The organism is Streptomyces sp. NBC_01166 (genome assembly GCF_045039765.1).
GTDB lineage: Bacteria > Actinomycetota > Actinomycetes > Streptomycetales > Streptomycetaceae > Streptomyces.
Genome location: NZ_CP108613.1, coordinates 2,855,458 through 2,882,442, shown reverse-complemented (window position 1 = coordinate 2,882,442; position 26,985 = coordinate 2,855,458). Strand labels below are relative to the sequence as shown.

The following is a 26,985-nucleotide window of genomic DNA, read 5'->3' as shown; positions in this document are numbered from 1 at the left end:
CCGGGCGCCCCTTCGCGCTGTGCGGGATCAGACCTTGGTGCGGGAGGTGTTGTAGAGCTTGGCGGCGAGGGCGGCCGTCTCGTCCTGGGTCATGGGCTTGTTCGTCATGGCGCCACCGATGTCGAAACCGATCACGGCAGCGACAGTGCTGTAGTCGGCCCAGACGCAGACAGGCATGATCATTTCCTTGGGGCCGTTCTCCGGCTTACCGTCGGCCTCCTCGTTGGGGATGTTCATGTTCTGGCACTTCATCAGCGCGCCTTCGAAACCGGCGGGGGTGACGTTCTTCGGGCTGCCGACCAGCGAGCCCTTCGCACCCTCGTCCTTCATTGCTTCCTTCTCGGCACTCTTGAAGAAGCCGTCGATGACCTTGGCGGGGTCCTCGATTTCGCCCCAAGCGCCGTACAGCATGAGCAACTTTGCAGTGAGGGGGTTCTCCTCGGTGCCACTCATGTACTGAGCGCCGGCTTGACTGGGGTTCTTGACCCCCATGGCCTCCGACTCGGCTTTCTCCTTGCCGGTCAGCGGGCCTGAGGGCGTCTTCTCGGAAGGGCTCTTCTTGTAGTCGTCCACCGAGGCGGCCGGCGTGAGCTTGTACCCCTTGGTGGAGTCCGCCACATCGCCGCTGCCGCCGCCCGCTGTCAGGAAGTACACCCCGCCCGCGACGACCGCCAGCGCCACCACGGCCGCGCCGATGATCAGGCCCGTCTTCTTCTTCGGAGCGCCCGGCTGCGGAGGCATGCCGGGGTACGCCTGCTGGCCGCCGTACGGGGGAGTGGGCGGCTGCTGGCCGTACGGCCCCGGCTGCTGGCCCTGCGGGTAGCCGTAGCCCTGCGGGGGCTGCTGCTGCGGCGGGACACCCTGGGGGGCCTGCTGCGGGTAGCCGTAGCCGGGCTGGCCCTGCGGCTGGCCCTGCGGAGGACCCTGCGGCGGGGGGCCGCCGTACGGGCCGGGCTGCTGCCCGTACGGGCCCGGCTGCTGGCCGTACGGTCCGGGCTGGCCCTGCGGCGGCTGCCCGCCGTACGGGCCCGGCTGGTTGTAGCTCATTGCGCTGTCCCCTCCAGAATGCTTATGCGTTCCGAACATCCTGACGGAAGCGGCGCTCACTTAGGGCATCCGGACGTACACCGTTACTGAACAAACCGGTTTCAGTGCACGACTGTGACGCCCCTAAACTGTGTGGCGTGACCGAGAACGCAGCGCAGCAGCCAGCCAGCACCCCCGAACTGCCGACCCAGTACGCGCCGGCCGATGTAGAGGGGCCGCTGTACGAGCGCTGGGTAGAACGCGGTTACTTCACGGCCGACGCGAAGAGCGACAAGCCCGCGTACACCGTCGTCATCCCCCCGCCGAACGTCACCGGCAGCCTCCACCTGGGCCACGCCTTCGAGCACACGCTGATCGACGCCCTCACCCGCCGCAAGCGCATGCAGGGTTACGAGACGCTGTGGCAGCCCGGCATGGACCACGCCGGCATCGCCACCCAGAACGTCGTCGAGCGCGAGCTCGCCAAGGACGGCAAGTCCCGCCACGACCTGGGCCGCGAGGCGTTCGTCGAGCGCGTCTGGCAGTGGAAGGAAGAGTCCGGCGGTCAGATCTCCGGCCAGATGCGCCGCCTCGGCGACGGCGTCGCCTGGGACCGCGAGCGCTTCACCATGGACGAGGGCCTGTCCACGGCCGTCCAGACCATCTTCAAGCGGATGTACGACGACGGCCTGATCTACCGCGCCGAGCGCATCATCAACTGGTGCCCGCGCTGTCTGACGGCCATCTCCGACATCGAGGTGGACTACCAGGACGACGACGGCGAGCTCGTCTCCATGAAGTACGGCGACGGTGACGACACCATCGTCGTCGCCACCACCCGCGCGGAGACGATGCTCGGTGACACCGCCGTCGCCGTCCACCCCGACGACGAGCGCTACGCCCGCCTTATCGGCAAGCAGATCAGGCTGCCGCTCACGAACCGCACCATCCCGGTCGTCGCGGACACCCACGTCGACCCCGAGTTCGGCACCGGCGCCGTCAAGGTCACCCCCGCGCACGACCCGAACGACTTCGCCATCGGCCGGCGCCACGACCTGGAGACCATCCAGGTCCTCGACGAGCGCGGCATCATCATCACCCCCGGCCCCTTCCAGGGTCTGGACCGCTTCGAGGCCCGGTCCGCGATCGTCGCCGCCCTGCGCGCCGACGGCCGGATCGTCGCCGAGAAGCGCCCCTACGTCCACTCCGTCGGCCACTGCTCCCGCTGCAAGACGACGCTGGAGCCGCGCCTGTCGATGCAGTGGTGGGTCAAGGTCGAGACGCTCGCCAAGACGGCGGGCGACGCCGTCCGCGACGGCCGCGTCAACATCCACCCCGCCGACCTGACCCCGCGCTACTTCGACTGGGTCGACAACCTCAACGACTGGTGCATCTCGCGCCAGCTGTGGTGGGGCCACCGCATCCCCGTCTGGCACGGCCCGAACGGCGAGATGGTCTGCGTCGGCCCGAACGACGAGGCGCCCACCGGCGAGGGCTGGCACCAGGACACCGACGTCCTCGACACCTGGTTCTCCTCCGGACTGTGGCCGTTCTCCACCATGGGCTGGCCGGAGCAGACCGAGTCGCTGGAGAAGTTCTATCCGAACTCCGTCCTGGTCACCGGCTACGACCTGATGTTCTTCTGGGTCGCCAGGATGATGATGTTCGGCCTGTACGCCATGGGCGACGTCCCGTTCCGCACCATCGCCTTCCACGGCATGGTCCGCGACGAGACCGGCAAGAAGATGTCGAAGTCCAAGGGCAACGTCGTCAACCCGCTGGACTGGATGGACAAGTACGGCTCCGACGCCGTCCGCTTCACCCTGGCCCGCGGTGCCAACCCCGGCGTCGACGTCCCGATCGGCGAGGACTGGGTCCAGGGCTCCCGCAACTTCGCCAACAAGATCTGGAACGCCACCCGCTTCGCGCTGATGAACGGCGCGACGGTCGAGGGCGCACTGCCGGCCCCCGAGCAGATGACCGCCACCGACCGCTGGATCCTCTCCCGGCTCAACACGGTCGTCGCCCAGGTCGACGCGCTCTACGACGACTACCAGTTCGCCAAGCTGTCCGACGCCCTGTTCCACTTCGCGTGGGACGAGGTCTTCGACTGGTACGTCGAGCTGTCCAAGACGACGTTCTTCGCCGAGGGCGAGCAGGCCAAGGTCTCCGCGCGCGTCCTGGGCGAGGTCCTCGACGTCACCCTGCGCCTGCTGCACCCGGTCGTCCCCTTCGTCACCGAGACGCTCTGGACGACCCTCACCGGCGGCGAGTCACTCGTCGTCGCCGACTGGCCGAACGACTCCGGCTTCCGCGACCAGGAGGCCGAGCAGGAGATCGAGCTCGTCCAGCAGGTCGTCACCGAGGTCCGCAGGTTCCGTTCCGACCAAGGCCTGCAGCCCGGTCAGAAGGTCCCCGCCGCGCTCACCCTGGACGGCACGGCCCTCGCGCCCCACGAGGCCGCCATCCGGCAGCTGCTGCGCCTCCAGCCGGCCGGCGACGGCTTCCACGCCACCGCCTCGCTCCCCGTCGCCGGTGCCACGGTCGCCCTCGACCTCTCCGGCACCATCGACGTCGCCGCCGAGCGCAAGCGCCTCACCAAGGACCTGGAGGCCGCCAAGAAGGAGATCGTCCAGGCGAACGCCAAGCTCGGCAACGAGGCGTTCCTCGCCAAGGCCCCCGACAATGTGGTCGACAAGATCCGTGGCCGGCTCGCCAAGGCCGAGGCCGACATCGAGAGGATCACCGCCCAGCTGGCGAACCTGCCGAAGGGCTGATGACCTTGGACCGGAGCCCCCGCGCCCCCGACCGACCGGGAGCGCGGGGGCTTCGCCGTGCCCCGGGGAGAGTGCGGCAGCGGGCGCTGCGCGCGATGTCCGTGGCCATCCGTAGACTGGCCCTGTGAGTGAGCCCCGCCCTTCAGACCGGCACGACGCGTCCGACCCCGACGACACCTTCGCGGAGATCGTCGACGAAGAGACCCAGCGCGACCCCGACCTGGCGGTGATCGAGGCCGGGAGCCGGACGCTGCGCACCCAGTCGGGTCCGCCGCAGGGCGAGGCGGTGCCCGACCGCCCCGCCGACCCCGAGACCGACCGGGCGCTGCGCGAGGTGGAGCAGGAGCTCGCCGGACGGTGGGGCGAGACCAAGCTCGAACCCTCGGTGACCCGTATCGCGGCCCTGATGGACGTGCTGGGTGAGCCCCAGCGCGCCTACCCCTCGATCCACATCACGGGGACCAACGGCAAGACCAGCACGGCCCGCATGATCGAGGCCCTGCTGAGCGCCTTCGAGCTCCGCACCGGCCGCTACACCTCCCCGCACGTCCAGTCGATCACCGAGCGCATCAGCCTGGACGGCGCCCCGATCGACCCGGAACGCTTCATCGAGACGTACAACGACATCAAGCCGTACGTCGAGATGGTCGACGCCCAGCAGCCCTACCGGCTCTCGTTCTTCGAGGTGCTGACCGGCATGGCGTACGCGGCCTTCGCCGACGCGCCGGTCGATGTCGCGGTCGTCGAGGTCGGTATGGGCGGCACCTGGGACGCGACGAACGTCATCGACGCCTCGGTCGCCGTCGTCACCCCCATCTCGCTCGACCACACCGACCGCCTCGGCACCACCCCCGCCGAGATCGCGGGTGAGAAGGCCGGCGTCATCAAGCAGGACGCGACGGTGATCCTGGCCCAGCAGCCGGTCGACGCCGCGCAGGTCATGCTGAAGAAGGCCGTCGAGGTGGATGCCACGGTCGCCCGCGAGGGCATGGAGTTCGGCATCGTCTCCCGTGAGATCGCGGTCGGCGGCCAGCTGCTGACCCTGCGGGGCCTGGGCGGCGAGTACGACAACATCTTCCTGCCGCTCTACGGGGCGCACCAGGCGCACAACGCGGCGGTGGCGCTGGCCGCCGTCGAGGCGTTCTTCGGCATCGGCGCGGAGCAGGCCCGCAGCCTCGACGTCGAAGCGGTCCGCAAGGCCTTCCTCTCGGTGCTCTCGCCGGGCCGCCTGGAGGTCGTCCGGTCCAGCCCCACCGTCGTCCTGGACGCGGCGCACAACCCGGCCGGCGCACTCGCCGCCGCCGAGGGCGTCTCCGAGGCGTTCAGCTTCTCCCGGCTGATCGGGGTCGTCGGCGCGAGCGACGGCAAGGACGTGCGGGGGCTTCTCGAAGCCTTCGAGCCGATCTTCGCCGAGATCGTCGTCACCCAGAACTCCAGCCCGCGCGCCATGGACGCGGACGCCCTGGCCGCCGTCGCCGTCGAGGTCTTCGGCCACGAGCGCGTCCAGGTCGAGCCCCGCCTCGACGACGCGCTGGAGGCGGCGATCACCCTCGCCGAGGAAGAGGCCGAATACGCGGGCGCCGGAGTCCTGGTGACCGGATCCGTGATCACGGTCGGCGAGGCCCGGCTGCTCCTGGGAAGGCGCTGACCTGTGCGTACGCTCTGCGCATCGACACTGATCGGTGAATTCTTCGTCATCGGCTTCGCCGGACTCGTGGCGATGAAGTCGGACGACATGTCCATGGCCATGGTCTGGACGGTCTGCGGCATCGGCATGCTTCTGTCCGTCCTGCTCTGCGGTGTGATCACCCGTCCCGGTGGTGTGCAGCTGGGCTGGGCGCTCCAGATCGTGCTGGTGCTGAGCGGCTTCTTCGTCCCGATGATGTTCATCCTCGGGGTGATCTTCGGTGCCCTGTGGTGGGCCTCGGTGCACTACGGACGCAGGATCGACGAGGCCAAGGCGCGGTGGGCGGCCCAGGCCGAGGCGCAGGAGAGCACGGAGGCTCCGGCCCAAGGATGACGCAGAGTAAACCCGGCCGTAGGGCCGTTCGCGTACCCCTGTAATCTCGCCCTCACCCGCACCGGAAGTCTGCAAGGAGCCGTACATGACTCAGCGCACCCTCGTCCTTCTCAAGCCCGACGCCGTGCGGCGTGGGCTGATCGGCGAGATCGTCGGCCGCATCGAACGCAAGGCCGGCTGGACGATCACCGCGCTGGAGCTGCGCACGCTCGACCAGGAGACCCTGGAGCAGCACTACGGCGAGCACAAGGGCCGTCCGTTCTACGAGCCGCTCGTCGAGTTCATGGCCTCCGGCCCCGTCGTCGCTCTGGTGGCCGAAGGCGAGCGGGTGATCGAGGGCGTCCGCGCCCTGGCCGGCCCCACCGACCCGATCGCCGCCGCGCCCGGTTCGATCCGTGGTGACTTCGGCACGATCACCCGGGAGAACCTCATCCACGCCTCGGACTCCGAGGAGTCCGCAGAGCGAGAACTCAAGCTCTTCTTTCCCGGCCTTTCCTGACTTCGGCTCCGCCAATCAGCGCTCATGACCTGGGGCGACCGAAGTAATTCGGTCGCCCTTCGGCATAGGGTCACGTATCGCGGGAACGCATCCCCCCGACGTAACGTCACCATGGGTGGAACGGGCAGCCGTTCTGCTCGCTTGGCGAAGGACCCTCGCGCTGTGTCCGTGCATACGGCACTACGATGGAAGCTTCCACGCCCGCAGCGCCAACCCTCGCCTACCTAAAACAAGCCATTCTTCGCTTCTTGGGAAGGCCCGACGCATCCTCATGGGGAACAAGGGGAACTCAATGTCGTTCATCGGCCGTGACATGGCTATCGACCTCGGGACTGCCAACACGCTGGTGTACGTCAGGGGGCGCGGCATCGTTCTGAACGAGCCGTCCGTCGTGGCCATCAACACCAACACCGGCGGAATCCTGGCGGTCGGCTCCGAGGCAAAGAAGATGATCGGCCGCACACCGGGCAACATCGTTGCCGTGCGGCCCCTGAAGGACGGCGTGATCGCCGACTTCGAGATCACGGAGCGCATGCTCCGCTACTTCATCCTCAAGATTCACAAGCGCCGCTACCTGGCCCGCCCGCGAGTCGTCGTCTGTGTGCCCTCCGGCATCACAGGGGTCGAGCGACGCGCCGTCATCGAGGCGTCGACCCAGGCCGGCGCGCGCCAGGTGCACATCATCGAGGAGCCCATGGCCGCGGCCATCGGCTCCGGGCTGCCGGTCCACGAGGCCACCGGCAACATGGTCGTCGACATCGGTGGCGGCACCACCGAGGTCGCGGTGATCTCGCTCGGCGGAATCGTCACTGCCCAGTCCATCCGGGTCGCCGGGGACGAGCTGGACAACGCGATCATCCAGCATGTCAAGAAGGAGTACTCCCTCCTCCTCGGTGAGCGCACCGCCGAACAGATCAAGATCACGATTGGCTCGGCCTTCGAGATGGAGAAGGACGAGCACACCGAGATCCGCGGACGCGACCTGGTCTCGGGCCTGCCCAAGACCGTCGTCATCTCCGCGACCGAGGTCCGCAAGGCCATCGAGGAACCGGTCAACGCGATCGTCGACGCCGTGAAGACGACGCTCGACAAGTGCCCGCCGGAGCTCTCGGGCGACGTCATGGACCGCGGGATCGTCCTCACCGGCGGCGGCGCGCTCCTGCGCGGGCTCGACGAGAGGCTCCGCCACGAGACGGGCATGCCGATCCACATCGCCGAGGACCCGCTGGACTCGGTGGCTCTCGGATCCGGCAAGTGCGTCGAGGAGTTCGAGGCACTCCAGCAGGTGCTGGACGCCCAGCCCCGACGCTAGAACACGATGTTCCGCCGTACGGGCACTGCCGTCCCGTACGGCGGAATGTTGGTATACAGGCACGAACATTCCGACGAGGAAGGCACGGCCGCCGCACGTGAGGGACACACGAGAGAGCCGGCTGCTCCTGGTGCTGCTGATCGCCATCGCATTCGCCCTGATCACGGTGGATATCCGCGGTGGCGAGGCGTCGCCGGTGGACGGAGCACGGCAGGCAGCCGCCACGGTCTTCGGGCCGGTCGAGAACGGCGTCTCGGCGGCGGTAGACCCGGTGGGCAACGCCATCGGCGCCGTACGGGACTCCGGTGACCGGCACGACCGGATCGCGGCCCTGGAGCACGAGAACGCCGCGTTGAAGACGAAGCTCGGCAGCGACGACCGCAACACCAGCAAGGCCCGCCAGCTCGACAGCATGCTGAAGACCGCCGGGGCCGGCCAGTACGGCATCAAGGCCGCCCAGGTCATCGCCATAGGAGCGGCCCAGGGCTTCTCCTGGACCATCACCATCGACGCCGGGGCGAACGACGGTCTCGAGCGCGACATGACCGTACTCAACGGCGAAGGGCTCGTCGGCCGGGTCACCACCGTCGGCCCGAACACCGCGACCGTCCTGCTGGCCAACGACCCCGACTTCACCGTCGGCACCCGGATGGAGAAGACCGACGAGCTCGGCTTCGCCACCGGTCAGGGCTCCCGGCCGCTGTCGGTCCAGTTCCTCAACGGCAAGGCCGACGTGAAGAAGGGTGACCGGCTGGTCACCTTCGGGTCCAGCAAGGACAAGCCCTTCGTCCCCGGCGTGCCGGTCGGCGAGGTGGTCCGCGTCGACCCGTCCGGCGGAGACCTCACCCGGACAGTCTTCGTCCGTCCGTTCGTCGGCTTCACGAAGCTCGACGTCGTGGGCATCGTCGTCCAGGCGCCCCGCGAGGACCCCCGCGACATGGTCCTGCCGAAGCAGCCCAAGAAGCCGGAGAAGCCCAAGCCCACCCCGACCGTCACCGTTACCGCCCAGCCGAACGGCGACCTCGTCGACGGCAGCGGAAAGGTCGTCGGGAACGTCAACGAGAAACCCGACGCCTCCGCATCCCCGGGTGCCTCCCCGGACGCCTCCGGCGACACCGGCACGGCCGCCGGTGACGCGGCGAACGACCAGGAATAGAGCTGATCCCCATGCGCTTCAACCGGACTCTGCTCTCCGTCACCCTGGTCGTGGTCGCCCTCGTCATCCAGGTATCCGTCCTCGCCCGTCTGCAGCTGCCCGGGGCCACCCCCGACCTGCTGCTCCTCGTGGTCCTCGGACTCGCCTTCGTGTACGGACCGGTCAGTGGCGCCCTCATCGGCTTCGGCGCGGGCCTCCTCGCGGACCTGGCACCGCCCGCCGACCACGCCGCCGGGCGCTACGCCCTGGTGCTCTGTGTCATCGGCTACCTCGCCGGAATGGCCCGTCCGGAGAAGGGCCAGCTCAAGTCGGCGTTCGCCCCGATGGCCTTCGTCGTCGCCGCGGCGCTCGGATCGACCCTGCTGTACGCCGGTGTCGGCGCGCTCGTCGGCGACACGGCGGCCCGTCATGTGGGCCTCGGCAGCCTGCTGTTCACCGCCGTGGTGTACGACCTGCTCCTGGCGCCGTTCACCGTTCCGCTGATCATGGCGCTCGCCAGACGCACCGAGAACGACCCGGTCGCCGACAGCTCCGGCAGCGGCGACGTCGCCGCCGGCTGGCTGGCCACCGGAACCGGGCTGCGGATCGGCAGCCAGCGGGGCGGGATGCGTCTCAGGGCGGCCCGCAGCCGCGCCGCACGCGCAGGAAGGATCAAGGGGGTCAAGCGACTGTGAGGCTGTCTTCTTCCGGGGGCGACCCCCGTACCCCCTGCCGACCCACCAGCACCGGGGGCACCTCGTGAGCAACATCCCGGAGACGGGCCGGACCCAGCGGGTCCAGATCCGCCTCGTCGTCATCCAGGTCCTCGTCTTCTCCCTGCTCCTCACGCTCGGCGGCCGGCTCTGGTACCTCCAGATCCGCAACGGGCAGGAGTACACCGACGAGGCCAAGAACAACCACGTCCAGCAGGTCGTGCAGCCCGCCGTCCGCGGTGCCATCCTCGACGCCCGCGGTGTGCCCCTCGCCGACAACGAGACCCGCCTCGTCGTCTCCGCGAGCCGCACCGAGCTGATGAAGATGAAGGACGACGGCGTCGGCGTCCTCACCCGGCTGGCCGACGTCCTCGACATGAAGCCCAAGGACGTCCAGGACAAGGTCCGGCTCTGCGACGCCAAGACCCCGCAGCCCTGCTGGAACGGCTCGCCCTACCAGCCGATCCCGGTCACCGACGAGGCCACCACCCAGCAGGCCCTCACGATCCGGGAGCGCGCCGAGGACTTCCCCGGCATCACGGCCGAACCCACCGCCGTACGCCGCTACGCCGCACCCGGCAAGGCCAACACCGCCCAGGTCCTCGGCTACCTCTCGCCCGTCACCGACGAAGAGGTCACCAAGGCGCAGGACACCGACTCGCCCTACCTCCGCTCCGACCAGGTCGGCCGCTCCGGCCTGGAGCGCACGTACGACAAGGAGCTGCGCGGCAAGGCCGGCGTCACCCGCTACGAGGTCGACAACCTCGGCCGTGTCATCGGCCAGGCGCAGAACGACGAGGCCGAGCCCGGTTCCAGCGTCGTCACCTCCATCGACGCCCGGGTCCAGGCCGTCGCCGAGTACGAGCTCAACAAGGCGATGGAGACGGCCCGCAAGGAGATGGACCGCAACACCAACGAGCTGTACAAGGCCGACTCCGGCGCCGTCGTCGTCATGGAGGCCAAGACCGGGCGCATCGTGTCCATGGCCTCCCTGCCCACGTACGACCCCAACGCCTGGATCGGCGGCATCTCCGCCAAGGACTACGCCAAGCTCACCGGCAAGAAGTCCAACTTCCCGCTGCTGAACCGCGCCATCCAGGGCACCGCCGCACCGGGGTCGATCTTCAAGGTCATCTCCTCGACCGCCGCGGTGAACGCCGGATACGACTTCGACGGCAACTACCCCTGCCCGAGCTCGTACTCCATCGGCGGCCAGGTCTTCAAGAACTTCGAGTCCCAGGGCTACGGCAGCATCAGCCTCGGGCGCGCCCTCGAGGTCTCCTGCGACACCGTCTACTACGGCCTGGCACACAAGGAATGGGCGAAGGACGGCGGCAACAAGCCGAAGAAGGACCCGGCGGACTGGTTCTACAAGACCGCCCACCAGTTCGGTCTCGGCAAGGAGACCGGCATCGACCTCCCCAACGAGGTCGCCGGCCGCGTTCCCGACCGCCAGTGGAAGCAGGACTTCTACGACGCCAACAAGGCGGCCTGGTGCAAGCAGGGCAAGAAGAACGGCACGTACGTCGAGAAGATCGCGTACGAAGGGTGCATCGAGGGCAACAAGATGCGCGCCGGTGACTCCGTCAACTACTCGATCGGCCAGGGTGACACGCTCGTCACCCCGATCCAGATGGCGACGATCTACTCCGCGATCTCCAACGGCGGCACCCTGTACGACCCGACCGTCGGCAAGGCGATCGTCAGCGGCGACGGCAAGGACGTCCAGGAGATCGCGCCCCAGGCCCACGGCAAGCTGCCCTTCAAGGGAGACACGCGCGACAAGATAGACAAAGCCCTCGCGGGAGTCGCGACCGTGGGCAGCGCCGCCTGGCGGTTCGGCGGATGGCCCCAGGACAAGATCCCGATGCACGCCAAGACGGGCACGGCCGAGGTCTACGGCAAGCAGACGACCTCCTGGTTCGCCACGTACACCAAGGACTACTCGATCGTCATGACGATCTCCCAGGGTGGTACGGGCTCCGGCGCCTCCGGCCCCGCCGTGCGCAACATCTACAACGCGCTCTACGGGCTCGACGCGAGCGGCAAGCAGGACCTCAAGAAGGCGCTGCTGCCCGCGCCCCAGAAGACCCTGCCCAAGATCAAGCCGGACGGCCAGATCGAGTCGCCCAAGATCAAGCCGTACACCCCCGCGCCCGTCGACGACGGCACCCAGGCGCTCGCGGGCGCCCTGGCCGGGACCGTGGGGAGGCGTGACTGATGGCAGGTTTCTCCGTCTCGCGCTACGCCCCCGAGGAACGCTCCGTCTGGGCCAAGCTCACCGCCCGCGACTCCGTCGTGCGGCGGCTGGACTGGCCCCTGCTCGGATCGGCCTTGGCGCTGTCCTTCGTCGGCTCGCTGCTGGTCTGGTCGGCGACCCGTAACCGTGAGTCCCTCACGCACGGCGATCCCTACTACTTCCTCTTCCGGCACGCGCTCAACACCGGCATCGGCCTCGCGCTGATGATCGGCACCATCTGGCTCGGGCACCGCACCCTGCGGGGAGCGGTGCCGGTCCTCTACGGGCTGTCGGTCCTGCTCGTCCTCGCGGTCCTCACCCCGCTGGGCGCGACCGTGAACGGCGCGCACGCCTGGATCCTGCTTCCCGGCGGCTTCTCCCTCCAGCCCTCCGAGTTCACCAAGATCACGATCATCCTGGGCATGGCGATGCTGCTCGCCGCCCGGGTCGACGCGGGCGACCAGCTGCACCCCGACCACCGGACCGTCGCCAAGGCCCTCGGCCTGGCGCTGGTCCCCATGGCCGTCGTCATGCTGATGCCCGACCTCGGCTCCGTGATGGTCATGGCCGTCATCGTGCTCGGCGTGCTCCTCGCCTCCGGCGCGTCCAACCGCTGGGTCTTCGGGCTCCTCGGCGCGGGCACGGCGGGGGCGGTGGCCGTCTGGCAGCTCGGCGTCCTGGACGACTACCAGATCGCCCGCTTCGCGGCCTTCGCCAACCCGGCACTCGACCCGGCCGGGGTCGGCTACAACACCAACCAGGCCCGCATCGCGATCGGCTCCGGCGGACTCACCGGCACCGGGCTCTTCAACGGCTCCCAGACGACGGGCCAGTTCGTCCCCGAACAGCAGACCGACTTCGTCTTCACCGTCGCGGGCGAGGAGCTCGGCTTCCTCGGAGCCGGACTGATCATCGTCCTGCTCGGCGTCGTCCTGTGGCGCGCCTGCCGTATCGCCCGGGGGACGACCGAGCTGTACGGGACGATCGTGGCCGCCGGCATCATCGCCTGGTTCGCCTTCCAGTCCTTCGAGAACATCGGAATGACACTCGGGATCATGCCGGTGGCCGGACTTCCGCTGCCGTTCGTGTCCTACGGGGGCTCGTCGATGTTCGCCGTATGGGTGGCCGTCGGACTGCTCCAGTCGATCAAGGTGCAACGGCCGATGTCGGCCTGAGCGCCGAGGCCGACCGGCGCACGCCGGTCGGCCTCGGCTCCGCCCTGCATAACCCGGGGCATCGCGGATAGGTTCGTCATATGGCGGACTCGAAGCGTGAGATCGAGCGGAAGTACGAAGCGACCCCCGAGACCAGGCTGCCCGACCTGACCCGTGCGACCGGGGTCTCCGCGGTGGTCCACCGGGGCCTCAGTGAGCTGGACGCCGTCTACTACGACACCGAGGACTTCCGGCTGGCCTCGGACTCCCTCACGCTGCGCCGCAGAACGGGCGGTGACGACGCCGGGTGGCACCTCAAACTCCCCGTCTCCGCCGACGTCCGTGACGAGATCCGGGCCCCGCTCACCGACACCCTGCCGCCCGCCCTCGGCGAGTTGCTCCGCTCCCGGGTGCGGAACACGGAGGTGACCCCCGTCGTCCGGATCCTCTCCGCCCGGGACGTCCACCACCTCCTCGACGAGGACGGAGCCCTGCTCGCCGAGCTGAGCATCGACGAGGTCCTCGCGGAGCGGCTCACCGAGGAGGGGCACGGCACCACGTCGGCGTGGACCGAGCTGGAGGTCGAGCTGGCCGACGACGTCGACCCCGCCCTCCTGGACGCCGTCGAGCGGCGGCTGCGCAAGGCCGGTGTCCGGCCCTCCGCCGCGCCGTCCAAGCTGGCCAGGGCGCTGGCCGAGACCGCCCCCGGGAAGCCGCGGCCGAAGAAGGTGAAGAAGCCCTCCCCGCGCACCGCGGGCGACCATGTGCTCGCCTACGTACGCCGCCAGGTCACGGCTCTCGTCGAGCTCGACCCCGCCGTCCGCCGCGACCTGCCCGACAGCGTGCACCGCATGCGGGTCGCCACCCGCAGGCTGCGCAGCGCCTTCAGGACGTACCGCAAGGTGCTCGACCGCACCGTCACGGATCCCCTCCGCGCCGAGCTGAAGTGGCTCGCCGCCGAACTCGGGGTCGACCGCGACCAGGAAGTCCTCGGCGAACGGCTCCGCTCCCATGTCGCCGCGCTGCCCGACACCCTCCTCCTGGGCCCCGTGAGCGCCCGGCTGACGCTCACCTCCGTCGCCAGGCGCACCGATTCACGGCGACGGGTCGCCTCCGTGCTCGACGCGGAGCGCTACCTGGCCCTGCTGGACTCCCTGGACGCCCTCCTCGCCGACCCGCCCCTGCTCCCCGGAGCCGCGCGGCCGCCTCGGGACGCCCTGCCCCGCGCCGTGCTCAAGGACTACGAACGCCTCGCCACCCGCGTCGGGCACGCCCTGGACCAGCAGCCCGGCGCGGAACGCGACGTGGCCATGCACGAAGCGCGCAAGGCCGCCAAACGCGTCCGCTACGCCGCCGAGGCCGCCAGGCCGGCGCTGGGCAAGCCGGCCAAGAAGTTCGCCAAACGGATGAAGTCCGTGCAGTCGGTCCTCGGCGACCACCAGGACAGCGTCGTGGCCCGGGACGCCCTGCGCACCCTGGCGGTGCAGGCCCAGGGCGCGGGGGAGTCCGCGTTCACCTGGGGTCTTCTGTACGGGCATGAGGAGGCCGCGGCGGAGGCACGGGAACGCGAGCTGCCCGAGGTCTGGGCGCGGGCGTCACGGCCGGATCTTCGCGCGGCGCTGAAAGGCTGAGCACCGGGTTACGCTTGGTGGTCACCCCTGCCAGCTACGAAGGTCCTCAGATGTCTGCCGAGTCGGTCTTCCCACAGCTCGAAGCTCTGCTCCCGCATGTGCAGAAGCCCATTCAGTACGTCGGCGGTGAGCTGAACTCCACCGTCAAACCGTGGGACGAGTGCGACGTCCGCTGGGCGCTCATGTACCCGGACGCCTACGAGGTCGGACTGCCCAACCAGGGCGTCATGATCCTCTACGAGGTGCTCAACGAGCGTGAGGGCGTCCTCGCCGAGCGCACGTACAGCGTGTGGCCGGACCTCGAGGAGCTGATGCGCGAGCACAAGGTGCCCCAGTTCACCGTCGACAGCCACCGCCCCGTCGGCGCCTTCGACGTGTTCGGTCTCAGCTTCTCCACCGAGCTCGGCTACACCAACATGCTCACGGCCCTCGACCTCGCGGGCATCCCGCTGGAGTCCAAGGACCGCACCGTCGACCACCCGATCGTGCTGGCGGGCGGCCACGCCGCGTTCAACCCCGAGCCGATCGCGGACTTCATCGACTGCGCGGTCATCGGCGACGGCGAGCAGGCCGTCCTGGAGATCACAGAGATCATCCGCGCCTGGAAGGCCGAGGGCCGGCCCGGGGGCCGCGAGGAGGTGCTGTTCCGCCTCGCGAGGACGGGCGGCGTCTACGTCCCCGGCTTCTACGACGTCGAGTACCTCCCCGACGGCCGCATCGGCCGCGTCGTGCCCAACAAGTCCGGCGTGCCGTGGCGGGTGTCCAAGCACACCGTCATGGACCTCGACGAATGGCCGTACCCCAAGCAGCCGCTCGTCCCCCTCGCCGAGACCGTCCACGAGCGGATGTCCGTGGAGATCTTCCGCGGCTGCACCCGCGGCTGCCGTTTCTGCCAGGCCGGCATGATCACGCGCCCCGTGCGGGAGCGAAGCATCACCGGCATCGGCGAGATGGTGGAGAAGGGGCTCAAGGCCACCGGGTTCGAGGAGGTCGGCCTCCTGTCGCTCTCCTCCGCGGACCACACCGAGATCGGTGACATCGCCAAGGGCCTCGCCGACCGCTACACGGACGACAAGATCGGCCTCTCGCTGCCCTCCACCCGCGTCGACGCGTTCAACGTGGACCTGGCCAACGAGCTGACCCGCAACGGCCGCAGGTCCGGCCTCACCTTCGCCCCCGAGGGCGGCTCCGAGCGCATGCGCAAGGTCATCAACAAGATGGTCTCGGAGGAGGACCTGATCCGTACGGTCGCCACCGCGTACGGCAACGGCTGGCGCCAGGTGAAGCTGTACTTCATGTGCGGTCTGCCCACCGAGACCGACGAGGACGTCCTCCAGATCGGTGACATGGCGGTCAACGTGATCGCCAAGGGCCGCGAGGTCTCCGGGCAGAACGACATCCGCTGCACCGTCTCCATCGGCGGCTTCGTGCCCAAGCCTCACACCCCCTTCCAGTGGGCCCCGCAGCTCAGCGCCGAGGCCACCGACGCCCGGCTGAAGAAGCTCCGGGACAAGATCCGCGACGACAAGAAGTACGGCCGCTCCATCGGTTTCCGCTACCACGACGGCAAGCCCGGCATCGTCGAGGGCCTGCTCTCCCGCGGTGACCGCCGGGTCGGCTCCGTCATCCGCGAGGTCTACGAGTCCGGCGGCCGCTTCGACGGCTGGCGCGAGCACTTCAGCTACGACCTGTGGATGAGGAGCGCGGAGAAGGCGCTCCCGTCCTTCGGCGTCGACGTCGACTGGTACACCACCCGCGAGCGGACGTACGAGGAGGTCCTGCCCTGGGACCACCTGGACTCCGGCCTCGACAAGGACTGGCTCTGGGAGGACTGGCAGGACTCCCTCGACGAGACCGAGGTCGAGGACTGCCGCTGGACGCCGTGCTTCGACTGCGGCGTGTGTCCGCAGCTCGACCTGGACATCCAGATCGGCCCCACCGGCAAGAAGCTCCTGCCGCTCACGGTGGTGAAGTAACACCCCGCCCTCGTACGGGTGACAGCCGTTCCCGCCCCGCCCGGCCCCTGCCCGGCGGGGCGGACCGCTGTCAGCGCGGCGCGCTGCCTCTTCCGGACCGCCCGTCGCGCTCCGGCGAACGGCGTAATGGTGTCCGGGACCGCTCACCAAGATCAATAACCTGACGTCCGGCGCGTGCGTGCGCGCCGGCCCGACGGAGAAAGTCTTACGGAGAAGGCGAGCGGCACCCAGTGAAACTCCCGATGTTGCAGCCCATGGCCTGGCTCACCGCGGCCACCGCGCTGATGACGGTGCTCGGCACCGCCCCCGCCGGCGCCGACGGCGCATGGCACAGGACCGGCGGCGACGTCCGCAGCGGTGTCAGCGGCCTCGCCTACGAGGGCCCCGCCGGGGACGGGACCGGGGTGAACGCGCTCGTCGTGCACGACAACAAGGGGTCCGGGCAGCAGCGGATCTCCCGGATCACCCACCGGGCGGGCTCCGACGACGTCTCCCCGGTCACCTGGGACGGGCCGGAGCCGGTCGACCTCGAAGCCATCGAGGGCATTCCGGGGATGCCGGGGGAGTACCTGGCGCTCACCGCCCGCGGCATCGTCTACCGGCTGAAGGTCACCGGGTCGACGGCGACGGTCGTCGACCACTCGCCGCTCCCGTCGATCGGTGAGGGCGACGACTTCGAGAGCTTCGCGCTGGTCGCACGGAACGGGAAGCTCGCCGCCCTGTGGGCCGACCGGGGAACGGGCGACAGCCGTCCCGCCACGCTGTACGCGGCGCCCCTCACCTTCGCCTCGTGGGGGCAGCCCCGGTTCGGCACCGTGACACGCCGGACCTACCGTGCCGCCCACCCCGCCGTCGCCGGTACCCGCCACATCTCCGACATCACGGTGACCGACTCGGGCCGGATCGTCGTGAGTTCGGCCGCGGACGCGGGGGACGACGGCCCGTTCGACTCCGCGGTGAGCGAAGCGGGCAGGGTCGCCGTCTCGGCCGACGGCAAGGTGCGGGTCACGCTCGCGACCGCCCCGGCCGTGCTCGGCACCTTCCCCCGGTACAAGATCGAAGCGGTGGAGTGCCTGCCCGCGTCCGCCGACGCGCTCCTCGGCACCGACGACGAGAATCTCGGCGGGTCCGTGCGGGCCATGGCCCTCTGCTGAGTTCTTCCTTGCCGGGAAACCCTGGGGAGGGTCTTCGCGTCCCTAACGGCATGGACCTCGACAAGCACCGCACGCCCGCGCCGTACGAAGGCGGAGAAGGCTGTCTGACGACCCTCGTCAGGATTCCCGTCAGGATCGTCGTGCTCGTCCTGGTCCTGCCGGTCCGGATGCTCTGGGATCTTCTCGTCGCGGGAGGACGTCTCGCGGAGCGGGTGCTGCTGCGCCCCCTCGGGCGGGCGCTGGAGTGGCTGTACGACCAGGTGCTCGTCCCGGTCGGGAGGGCGCTCGCCCGGCTGACCGTGGCCCTTCTCGTATGGCCCTGGGTAGGCCTGTGGCGCTACGTCGTCGTCCCGGTCGTCCGGTACGGGGTCGTCGTCCCGCTGGTGTGGCTCTACGGAGCCGTACTCACCCCGGCCGGACACGGGCTGCGGTGGGTGTACGACAAGCTGCTCGTCCCGGCGGTCACCGGACTCGTCACCCTCCTCCTGGTGTGGCCCGCCGTCGGCGTGTGGCGGTACGTCCTGAAGCCGCTCGGCATCGCGGCGGACTGGCTCGTGGTGCACCTGGTCGTGCTGCCGCTCGTGTGGGTACACCGGCACGTGCTCACCCCGGTGGGACACGGCATCGCGTGGACGCTCCTGATGGCCGGAAAGGGGCTCGCCGCCACCGGCCGGGGGCTGTGGACCGCCGTCGTATGGCTGGTCATGACCCTGCTCGTGCTGCCGCTCGCGTGGGTGTACCGCCGGGTCCTGGCGCCGGTGGGCCGGGAGATCGCGGCGGCCTTCGGCGTCGCCTGGCGGGTCGCAGGGTTCATCTCCCGCGCCGTCGGCCGCGCCCTGGCCTGGCTGGCGTGGCACCTGGTCGGTGCGCCGGTGACCTGGGTCTACCGCGCGGTGTGCACGCCGGTGGGGCATTTCCTGCGCGACGTGGCCTGGGCGCCCGTCAAGCGGGTCGCACTGGAGGCGGGACGCGCGGCCCGCGGCGCACTCGCCTCGGCCCGGGAGACCCTCCGCGCGGCCCGCAGGGACGCGTGGCGCGCACTGGTGGGACCACCGCAGGTCACGGACGCGCGGGAACTCGATGGGTCCGCGGCGCGTACCCTGGGTAGGACAACGACTGTCCCCAGCGCGGCGCCCGCACCAGAGATCTCCCTGCTTGCCGACGAAACCGTCAAGCGGGGGTGAGCCGGAGCGGCACCCCGGGGCACCCTGTACTTCGTGGGCGGCACGCCACCGCGGCCGCCCCGCACCGAGGAGAAGAACCACTGGGCAAGCGACAGCCCGAAGGCCCGCCGCCCGCACCGGCGGTGCAGCGCATCCGACTGCGCTACACCAAGCGGGGCCGCCTCCGGTTCACGAGTCACAGAGACTTCCAGCGTGCCTTCGAGCGGGCGTTGCGCCGCTCCGAGGTGCCGATGGCCTACTCGGCCGGCTTCACCCCGCACCCGAAGGTGTCGTACGCCAACGCCGCCCCCACGGGGACGGGCAGCGAGGCCGAATTCCTGGAGATCGCCCTCACCGAGGCGCGGGATCCGGACACTCTGCGCAAGCTGCTCGACGCGTCGATGCCCGAGGGCCTCGACGTCATCGACGCGGTGGAGGCCCGCACCTCGGGCCTCGCGGACCGGCTGACCGCCTCCGTGTGGGAGATGCGGCTGGACGGGGTCACCGTCCAGGACGCCGAAAAAGCCGTCGCCGCCTTCCTGGGCGCGGAGACCGTGGAGGTCCAGCGCCGCGCGAAGAACGGCATGCGGACCTTCGACGCCCGTGCGGCGGTCGCCGGTCTGGAGGCTCTTGATCCACAGCCTGATAGGTCCGGGGACGGGCCCTGTGCGATACTGCGGCTGGTAGTACGGCACGTGACGCCTGCCGTGCGACCCGACGACGTCCTGTCCGGTCTCCGAGCTGTGGCCGACCTGGCGCCGCCGGTCCCCGCAGCGGTGACCAGGCTGGCGCAGGGGCTCTTCGACGAGGAGTCCGGCACGGTGACCGACCCGCTCGCGCCTGACCGCGAGGCAGCCCCGGCCGTTTCCACGGCCGATCCGGCAGCCGCCGCGACGGCGCCGGAAGGTGCAGGTTCCGCGTAAGGCGGTCGTTGTAGCGCAGCCCTCGGACTCGGGAGCCACCTGGGTCGGGCCGCGCACCGCCCCATAAGACTTTCGCCAGGCCGTGCGTAGCGCGTACGGAACCGGCGAGCCAGACATCAGCTCCCGTGCGGCGCCCGCGCCCCGGACGGCGGTATCGCGCACATCGCGCGAATCGCGTCGGACCGGAACAAGGCGTGGCGCCCGGGAGCGCGACGGGAGAACCGCCCGCATGCACGAGCCGAACGAACCCGGTACCACCGGAAACCCCGTAAACGCGGAGGACAACAACGCCCCCGGGGACAAGTTGCCGCCGCGCCGCAGGCGCCGCGCGGCGTCCCGCCCCGCCGGCCCGCCGTCGGGCGCGCCGGGCGCGTCCGCCGCCGAGGACGTCACGCCGGCCATACCGGCCGCTTCCGCCGAGCAGGCCGAGCCCGCCGCAGAGGCCGCGCCGCCGTCACGTACCCGTCGCCGTGCGGTCCGTAAGGCGACCGCTCCGGCGGGTGCGCCGCAGGCCGCCGCCGAGGTCGTGGAGCCGGTCAGCGAGCCCGCCGACGGGACCCCGGCCGCCGCCCCGGAGACCCCTGCCGTGAGCGCCGAGGCGGACGAGGCCGCGCCGCCGGCACGTGCCCGTCGCCGTGCGGTCCGTAAGGCGACCGCTCCGGCGGGTGCGCCGCAGGCCGCCGCCGAGGTCGTGGAGCCGGTCACCGAGCCCGCCGACGGGACCCCGGCCGAGGATGAGACCGAAGAGGCCGTCGAGGCCCCCGTCGTGGAGGCCCCCCGTGGCCGTCGCCGCGCCACCCGCAAGGCCACCGCTCCGGCGGGTTCCCCCCAGGCGGACGGGACCGCCGCGCAGGACATCGTGGCCGAGCCGGTGAAGGCTCCCGAGCCCGTAGCCGAGGCCCCCGCGGAGCCGGCCGAGCCCGCCGCCGCGCCGCGAGGCCGTACCCGCCGTCGTGCGTCTGCCCCGGCCGGGGCGCCGCAGGGCGCCCGGAGCGCCGAATCCCCGGCCGCGATCGTGGCCGAACCGGCTGCCGAGGCCGCCGAACCCGTCCGCGCCGAGGAGACCGTCGAGGCGCCGCCCGCCGAGGCCGCGCCGCCCGCACGGGGCCGCCGCCGTGCCTCCCGTAAGGCGTCCGCGCCGGCCGGTGCCCCGCAGCCCGTCGAGGAGGTCGCCGAGGCGGCCGCCGAGAAGGGCGAGGAACTCCCCGCCGCAGTGGCCGAGGAGCTGGCCTCCGAGGCCGAGCAGGTCGAGGAGGCCGCGCCGCGCGGCCGCCAGCGCCGCCGCGCCACCGCCGCCGCCGGCCGTCCCGAGTTCACCGGGAAGACCGAGGAGCCCGCCCGCAAGGGACGCCGCGCGACGCGCCCCGCCGTGGCCGTCTTCCAGGCCCCGGTCTTCGCCGAGCCGATGTTCCAGACCCCGGAGACCGCGGCTGCCGCCGCTGCCGCCGCGGGTTCCGCCCCGGCCTACGACGAGGGCGACGAGGTCGAGGAGCAGAAGAGCGCGGACCGCGCGCCGCGTAAGGCCGAGAGCAGGCAGACCGCCGAGGCCGCCGCACCCGCCGAGGCCGCCGCACCCGCCGAGGCTGCCGAGTCCGCGCCTCAGGGCGGTTCGCGTCGCCGTCGCCGCCGTCGTGGCGAGGCCGTCGAGACCGAGCCGGCCGCGACCCCGGTGACGCTTCCGGCCGAGCAGGAGGCTCCGGCCGCCCCCGTCGAGGACGAGCACGAGGCCGAGACCGAGACGGACGCCGAGCACGAGGGCGACGAGACGGACGAGTACGGGGACCGCCCCTCGCGCCGTCGCCGCCGTGGGGGCCGCCGCCGTCGTCGCGGTGAGGCCAACGACACGGACGACGTGGAGCAGCACGACGACGACGCCGCGGACCGTTCCGAGGACGAGCAGCAGGCGCACGACGACGAGGACGAGGAGGAGCACGAGTCCTCCTCCGGCTCCAGCAGCAGCCGTCGCCGCCGTCGTCGTCGCCGCCGCAGCGGGGACGCCGCCGGCGAGGACACGGGCACGGGCGCCGACGACCCGGAGCGCACGGTCGTCAAGGTCCGCGAGCCCCGTAAGAAGGAGGCCGAGCGCGAGCCCGGCACCGGCTTCGACGAGGTCCAGTCCATCAAGGGCTCGACCCGCATGGAGGCCAAGAAGCAGCGCCGCCGCGAGGGTCGCGAGCAGGGCCGCCGCCGCGTCCCGATCATCACCGAGGCCGAGTTCCTGGCCCGCCGCGAGGCCGTCGAGCGTGTCATGGTCGTCCGCCAGAGCGGCGAGCGCACCCAGATCGGCGTCCTCGAGGACAACGTGCTCGTCGAGCACTACGTGAACAAGGAGCAGGCCACCAGCTACGTCGGCAACGTCTACCTGGGCAAGGTGCAGAACGTACTGCCGTCCATGGAGGCCGCCTTCGTCGACATCGGCAAGGGCCGCAACGCCGTCCTCTACGCGGGCGAGGTCAACTTCGAGGCGCTCGGCATGGCCCACGGGCCGCGCCGCATCGAGACCGCGCTCAAGTCCGGCCAGTCCGTCCTCGTCCAGGTGACGAAGGACCCGATCGGCCACAAGGGCGCCCGCCTGACCAGCCAGGTCTCGCTGCCCGGCCGGTACCTGGTCTACGTGCCCGAGGGCTCGATGACCGGCATCAGCCGCAAGCTGCCCGACACCGAGCGCGCCCGGCTGAAGACCATCCTCAAGAAGATCGTCCCCGAGGACGCGGGCGTCATCGTGCGCACCGCCGCCGAGGGCGCGAGCGAGGACGAGCTGCGCCGCGACGTCGAGCGGCTGCAGGGCCAGTGGGAAGAGATCCAGAAGAAGTCGAAGAACACCAGCAGCTCCAACGCGCCGACGCTGCTCTACGGCGAGCCGGACATGACCGTCCGGGTCGTCCGCGACATCTTCAACGAGGACTTCTCGAAGGTGATCGTCAGCGGTGACGATGCCTGGGACACCATCCACGGCTACGTCTCGCACGTGGCACCGGACCTCACGGACCGGCTGTCGCGCTGGACCTCCGAGGTCGACGTCTTCGCGACGTACCGCATCGACGAGCAGCTGATGAAGGCGCTGGACCGCAAGGTCTATCTGCCGAGCGGCGGCTCGCTGGTGATCGACAAGACCGAGGCGATGGTCGTCGTCGACGTCAACACCGGCAAGTTCACCGGCCAGGGCGGAAACCTCGAGGAGACCGTCACCAAGAACAACCTGGAGGCGGCCGAGGAGATCGTCCGCCAGCTGCGGCTGCGCGACCTCGGCGGCATCGTCGTCGTCGACTTCATCGACATGGTGCTGGAGTCCAACCGGGACCTGGTCCTGCGGCGGCTCCTGGAGTGCCTGGGCCGGGACCGTACGAAGCACCAGGTCGCCGAGGTCACCTCGCTGGGCCTGGTCCAGATGACCCGTAAGCGGGTGGGCCAGGGTCTGCTGGAGTCCTTCTCCGAGACCTGCGTCCACTGCAACGGCCGCGGTGTGATCGTCCACATGGAGCAGCCCACGGCCGTCGGCGGCGGCGGTGGCAAGCGGTCCAAGAAGCGCGGCCGCGGCGGGGCGGGACACGAGCACGAGCACGGCCAGGAGCACGAGCACGAGCTGCCGGCCGAGGCCGAGGCCGAGGCCGAGACCGAGGCAGAGGTGGCCGCCGAGGTCGCCGCCCCGGTGGCGCTGCCCGAGCCGGAGTTCGTCGCCGACGAGGAGCTGTACAGCAGCCCGGCCGAGGCCGAGGCGGCAGCGTCGCGCGGCCGTGGCCGCCGGCGTGCGACCCGTAAGGTCACGGCTCCGGCCGGCGCGCCCGCCCCGGTGGCCGAGACCGCCCCGGCGGCCCCGGCGGCCGAGGAGAAGCAGCAGCCCGAGCCGGTGGCCGAGGCCCCGGTGGAGGCTCCCGCCGCACCCGAGGCCGAGGCCGCACCTCCGGCGCGTACGCGTCGCAGGGCGACCAGGAAGGCGACCGCTCCGGCGGGCTCGCCCAAGCAGGCCGACGTGACACCGCCGGTCCGTCCGGCCGAGCCCGCGGCGGAGCCCGTCGCGGCCGAGGACCCGGTCGTCGAGGCCGCCGCGGCGCCGGCGCCCGCTCCCTCGGAGAAGGCGGCGGAGCCCGAGGCGCCGGCGGCTGACGAGGAGTCCGCTCCGGCCGCCCCGCCGCGCGCCCGTCGCCGGGTGACCCGCAAGGTCACCACTCCGGCGGGGTCGCCGGCCGGCGCCGATGAGGCAGCGGCCGTCGTGGTCACGGGTACCGACTCCGAGGCCGCCGGCACCGAAGCTGCGGAATCGGAGGAGCCGGTCAAGAAGACCGCTGCGCGGAAGACCGCGAAGAAGGCCACGGCGAAGAAGGCGGCCACCAAGAAGACGGCGGCCAAGACGGTCGCGAAGAAGACCGCGGCGAAGAAGACGACGACGAAGAAGGCAGCGGCGAAGAAGACCGTCGCCGCCGAGCAGTCGTCGCCTTCCGTGACGGCCTCGACCGACCTCTAGGGGACCGGCCGGGAAGTGACAGCGTCTGTGGGCCCCGCCTCGACCGAGGCGGGGCCCACAGACGCGTGTGGGCCGGGCAGCGGCCCGTCCCGCACCGTGGCGGGGACGGGGGCGCACCACGGCCCCGCGCGCCCGGCCTGGGCAGGGGGCGCGCGGAGGGCCGGAGCACCGCCGCCACGGGCCCCTGCGCGTCGTCCTGCGGGGCGGCGACCCCGGCTGGACATCCATCCCTGCCCAGTCGCTTTTCGGGGGCTCCAGTGGGCCGTCCGGGCCGTTCCGCTGCCTGCCCGGGGCCGGTTTGACCGGCAAGGCGGCTGTCCGTAGTCTTAACGCTCGGTGTGTTTCCGTACGCACCTCCCCCTGAGCACATCCCTTCCGGCTTCGGCGCGCGCATCGCGCACCTGCGGGAGAGGCCGCTCATCCTTCCGGATCGTCCCGGGCCCCGGCCCGTGCGAGCGGCTGGCATCAGGGGATCCGTTCCGAGTGAGAGAGAGATCCGCGTGTACGCCATCGTGCGCAGCGGTGGTCGCCAGCACAAGGTTGCTGTCGGCGACATCGTTGAGGTTGACAAGATTTCCACCGCCAAGGTTGGCGACACGGTCGAGCTCTCGACCCTGCTCGTTGTCGACGGCGACGCCGTGACCAGCGACCCCTGGGTCCTGGACGGCATCAAGGTCCAGGCCGAGATCGTGGACCACCACAAGGGCGCGAAGATCGACATCCTTCGCTACAAGAACAAGACGGGTTACCGCCGTCGCCAGGGTCACCGCCAGCAGTACACGGCGATCAAGGTCACCGGTATCCCCGCGGCTGCGAAGTAAGGGACTGAGGAGACATGGCACACAAGAAGGGCGCATCGTCCACTCGGAACGGGCGCGATTCCAATTCCCAGCGGCTCGGCGTGAAGCGCTTCGGCGGTCAGGCCGTGAACGCCGGTGAGATCCTGGTCCGCCAGCGCGGCACCCACTTCCACCCGGGCACGGGCGTCGGCCGTGGCGGCGACGACACGCTGTTCGCGCTGACCGCCGGTGCGGTGGAGTTCGGTACGCACCGTGGCCGCAAGGTCGTGAACATCGTTCCCGTCGCTGCCTGAGTCAGGCAACGGCTGAACGACAAGGCACCTTCCGAGGGCGGATCTCAGCTTTCCCGGTAACCGGGGAAGCGGGTCCGCCCTCGGCGCGTTACGTCAAGAGACATTCCCGTATTTTTCCGTAGTACCTGGAGGCACCCACCATGACCACCTTCGTGGACCGCGTCGAGCTGCATGCCGCCGCGGGTAACGGAGGCCACGGCGTGGCCTCCGTACACCGTGAGAAGTTCAAGCCGCTCGGCGGTCCCGACGGGGGCAACGGCGGGCGCGGCGGCGATGTGATCCTCGTCGTCGAGCAGGCCGTGACGACGCTGCTGGACTACCACCACCACCCCCACCGCAAGGCCACGAACGGCCAGCCCGGCGCCGGTGACAACCGCTCCGGCAAGGACGGCCAGGACCTCGTGCTGCCCGTGCCGGACGGCACCGTCGTCCTCGACAAGGCCGGCAACGTCCTCGCCGACCTGGTCGGTCAGGGGACCACCTTCGTCGCGGGCCAGGGCGGCCGCGGCGGCCTCGGCAACGCCGCGCTGGCCTCCGCCCGCCGCAAGGCGCCCGGCTTCGCGCTGCTCGGTGAGCCGGGGGAGAGCCGGGACATCGTCCTGGAGCTCAAGACCGTCGCCGACGTCGCGCTCGTGGGCTACCCGAGCGCCGGCAAGTCCTCGCTGATCTCGGTGCTCTCCGCCGCCAAGCCGAAGATCGCGGACTACCCGTTCACGACCCTCGTCCCCAACCTGGGCGTCGTCACCGCCGGCTCGACCGTCTACACCATCGCGGACGTCCCGGGGCTCATCCCCGGCGCCAGCCAGGGCAAGGGCCTCGGCCTGGAGTTCCTCCGGCACGTCGAGCGCTGCTCCGTCCTGGTGCACGTCCTGGACACCGCGACGCTGGAGTCGGACCGCGACCCGGTCTCCGACCTCGACATGATCGAGGAGGAGCTGCGGCTGTACGGCGGCCTCGAGAACCGCCCGCGCATCGTCGCCCTCAACAAGGTCGACATCCCGGACGGCCAGGACCTCGCCGACATGATCCGCCCCGACCTGGAGGAGCGCGGCTACCGCGTCTTCGAGGTCTCGGCCATCGCGCACAAGGGCCTCAACGAACTCTCGTACGCCCTCGCCGGGATCATCGCCGAGGCGCGGGCCAGCAAGCCGAAGGAGGAGTCGACGCGGGTCGTCATCCGTCCCAAGGCCGTCGACGACGCCGGCTTCACCGTGACGGTGGAGGACGACGGCATCTACCGCGTGCGCGGTGAGAAGCCCGAGCGCTGGATCCGCCAGACCGACTTCAACAACGACGAGGCCGTCGGCTACCTCGCGGACCGGCTCAACCGGCTCGGTGTCGAGGACGAGCTGCGCAAGGCGGGCGCCCGGGCCGGCGACGGCGTGGCCATCGGCGCCGAGGACAACGCGGTCGTCTTCGACTGGGAGCCGACCATGGCCGCCGGGGCCGAGATGCTGGGCCGCCGTGGCGAGGACCACCGCATGGAGGCTCCGCGCCCCGCCGCGCAGCGCCGCCGCGAGCGCGAGTCCGAGCGCGACGCCGCGCAGCGCGAGTACGAGGGGTTCGAGCCCTTCAGCGACTGATGACGCGGTCCCGCCCGGTGACGGGAAGCCACCCGGGCGGGACGCGGGGGTACGGAGGGTGCCGATGGGCCGCGCGGGTGAAATCCGGTGCGCGGAGGCCCGCTCAAAGGTGCTCCATGCCGCTC

19 protein-coding genes are annotated in these 26,985 nt (G+C 70.8%); 18 read left to right on the top strand and 1 reads right to left on the bottom strand.

Annotated features, from left to right (window positions below):
- Nucleotides 1-27: 27 nt before the first annotated feature.
- Nucleotides 28-1,047, bottom strand: a complete 1,020-nt coding sequence (locus OG379_RS13360; RefSeq protein WP_405662365.1) for a hypothetical protein — start codon at nt 1,045-1,047, stop codon at nt 28-30.
- 137 nt (nt 1,048-1,184) lie between these two features.
- Between OG379_RS13360 and OG379_RS13355 the strand changes: the two genes are divergently transcribed.
- The 18 genes from OG379_RS13355 (at nt 1,185) to obgE (ending at nt 26,860) form a co-directional block, all read left to right on the top strand.
- A complete protein-coding gene (locus OG379_RS13355) occupies nt 1,185-3,803 on the top strand; it encodes a valine--tRNA ligase (protein ID WP_405662363.1) in 2,619 nt (872 codons plus the stop codon).
- Between the two features lie 124 nt (nt 3,804-3,927).
- Nucleotides 3,928-5,451 carry a bifunctional folylpolyglutamate synthase/dihydrofolate synthase gene (locus OG379_RS13350; RefSeq protein ID WP_405662361.1) on the top strand — a complete coding sequence of 508 codons (1,524 nt, stop codon included), beginning with the start codon at nt 3,928-3,930 and terminating at the stop codon, nt 5,449-5,451.
- A gap of 3 nt (nt 5,452-5,454) precedes the next feature.
- Nucleotides 5,455-5,823 (top strand): DUF4233 domain-containing protein, encoded by a 369-nt coding sequence (locus OG379_RS13345; protein ID WP_393759408.1) that lies wholly within the window; start codon nt 5,455-5,457, stop codon nt 5,821-5,823.
- An 85-nt stretch (nt 5,824-5,908) separates the two neighbouring features.
- A complete protein-coding gene (gene ndk, locus OG379_RS13340) occupies nt 5,909-6,322 on the top strand; it encodes a nucleoside-diphosphate kinase (RefSeq protein WP_014156293.1) in 414 nt (137 codons plus the stop codon).
- A 292-nt stretch (nt 6,323-6,614) separates the two neighbouring features.
- Nucleotides 6,615-7,634, top strand: a complete 1,020-nt coding sequence (locus tag OG379_RS13335; protein ID WP_015577137.1) for a rod shape-determining protein — start codon at nt 6,615-6,617, stop codon at nt 7,632-7,634.
- Nucleotides 7,635-7,731: 97 nt separating this feature from the next.
- Nucleotides 7,732-8,790, top strand: a complete 1,059-nt coding sequence (mreC, locus tag OG379_RS13330; protein WP_405662357.1) for a rod shape-determining protein MreC — start codon at nt 7,732-7,734, stop codon at nt 8,788-8,790.
- A gap of 11 nt (nt 8,791-8,801) precedes the next feature.
- Nucleotides 8,802-9,464, top strand: a complete 663-nt coding sequence (mreD, locus tag OG379_RS13325; protein ID WP_393759413.1) for a rod shape-determining protein MreD — start codon at nt 8,802-8,804, stop codon at nt 9,462-9,464.
- A gap of 64 nt (nt 9,465-9,528) precedes the next feature.
- The gene (gene mrdA / locus OG379_RS13320) at nt 9,529-11,703 is read left to right on the top strand and encodes a penicillin-binding protein 2 (RefSeq protein ID WP_405662355.1); all 2,175 of its coding nucleotides are present in this window, start codon (nt 9,529-9,531) and stop codon (nt 11,701-11,703) included.
- Complete coding sequence (gene rodA, locus OG379_RS13315) at nt 11,703-12,896, top strand: rod shape-determining protein RodA (RefSeq protein WP_393759417.1); 1,194 nt, start codon at nt 11,703-11,705, stop codon at nt 12,894-12,896. Before mrdA ends, rodA begins: the two co-directional genes overlap by 1 nt.
- An 80-nt stretch (nt 12,897-12,976) precedes the next feature.
- Complete coding sequence (locus OG379_RS13310) at nt 12,977-14,506, top strand: CHAD domain-containing protein (RefSeq protein WP_405662353.1); 1,530 nt, start codon at nt 12,977-12,979, stop codon at nt 14,504-14,506.
- 50 nt (nt 14,507-14,556) lie between these two features.
- The gene (locus tag OG379_RS13305) at nt 14,557-16,482 is read left to right on the top strand and encodes a TIGR03960 family B12-binding radical SAM protein (RefSeq protein WP_405662351.1); all 1,926 of its coding nucleotides are present in this window, start codon (nt 14,557-14,559) and stop codon (nt 16,480-16,482) included.
- A gap of 254 nt (nt 16,483-16,736) precedes the next feature.
- Complete coding sequence (locus OG379_RS13300; protein WP_405662349.1) at nt 16,737-17,636, top strand: hypothetical protein; 900 nt, start codon at nt 16,737-16,739, stop codon at nt 17,634-17,636.
- Nucleotides 17,637-17,686: 50 nt separating this feature from the next.
- Nucleotides 17,687-18,820, top strand: a complete 1,134-nt coding sequence (locus tag OG379_RS13295) for a hypothetical protein (protein ID WP_405662347.1) — start codon at nt 17,687-17,689, stop codon at nt 18,818-18,820.
- Nucleotides 18,821-18,942: 122 nt separating this feature from the next.
- Entirely contained in the window at nt 18,943-19,722 is a 780-nt protein-coding gene (locus OG379_RS13290; protein WP_405662345.1) for a TIGR03936 family radical SAM-associated protein, read from the top strand.
- Between the two features lie 229 nt (nt 19,723-19,951).
- Nucleotides 19,952-24,184, top strand: coding sequence for an Rne/Rng family ribonuclease (locus tag OG379_RS13285; RefSeq protein WP_405662342.1), 4,233 nt, complete (start codon nt 19,952-19,954; stop codon nt 24,182-24,184).
- A 500-nt stretch (nt 24,185-24,684) separates the two neighbouring features.
- Nucleotides 24,685-25,005 (top strand): 50S ribosomal protein L21, encoded by a 321-nt coding sequence (rplU, locus tag OG379_RS13280; protein ID WP_015577124.1) that lies wholly within the window; start codon nt 24,685-24,687, stop codon nt 25,003-25,005.
- Nucleotides 25,006-25,019: 14 nt separating this feature from the next.
- Nucleotides 25,020-25,277 (top strand): 50S ribosomal protein L27, encoded by a 258-nt coding sequence (gene rpmA / locus OG379_RS13275; RefSeq protein ID WP_056785490.1) that lies wholly within the window; start codon nt 25,020-25,022, stop codon nt 25,275-25,277.
- A 140-nt stretch (nt 25,278-25,417) separates the two neighbouring features.
- Complete coding sequence (obgE, locus tag OG379_RS13270) at nt 25,418-26,860, top strand: GTPase ObgE (protein ID WP_405662339.1); 1,443 nt, start codon at nt 25,418-25,420, stop codon at nt 26,858-26,860.
- The last annotated feature ends 125 nt before the right edge of the window (nt 26,861-26,985 follow it).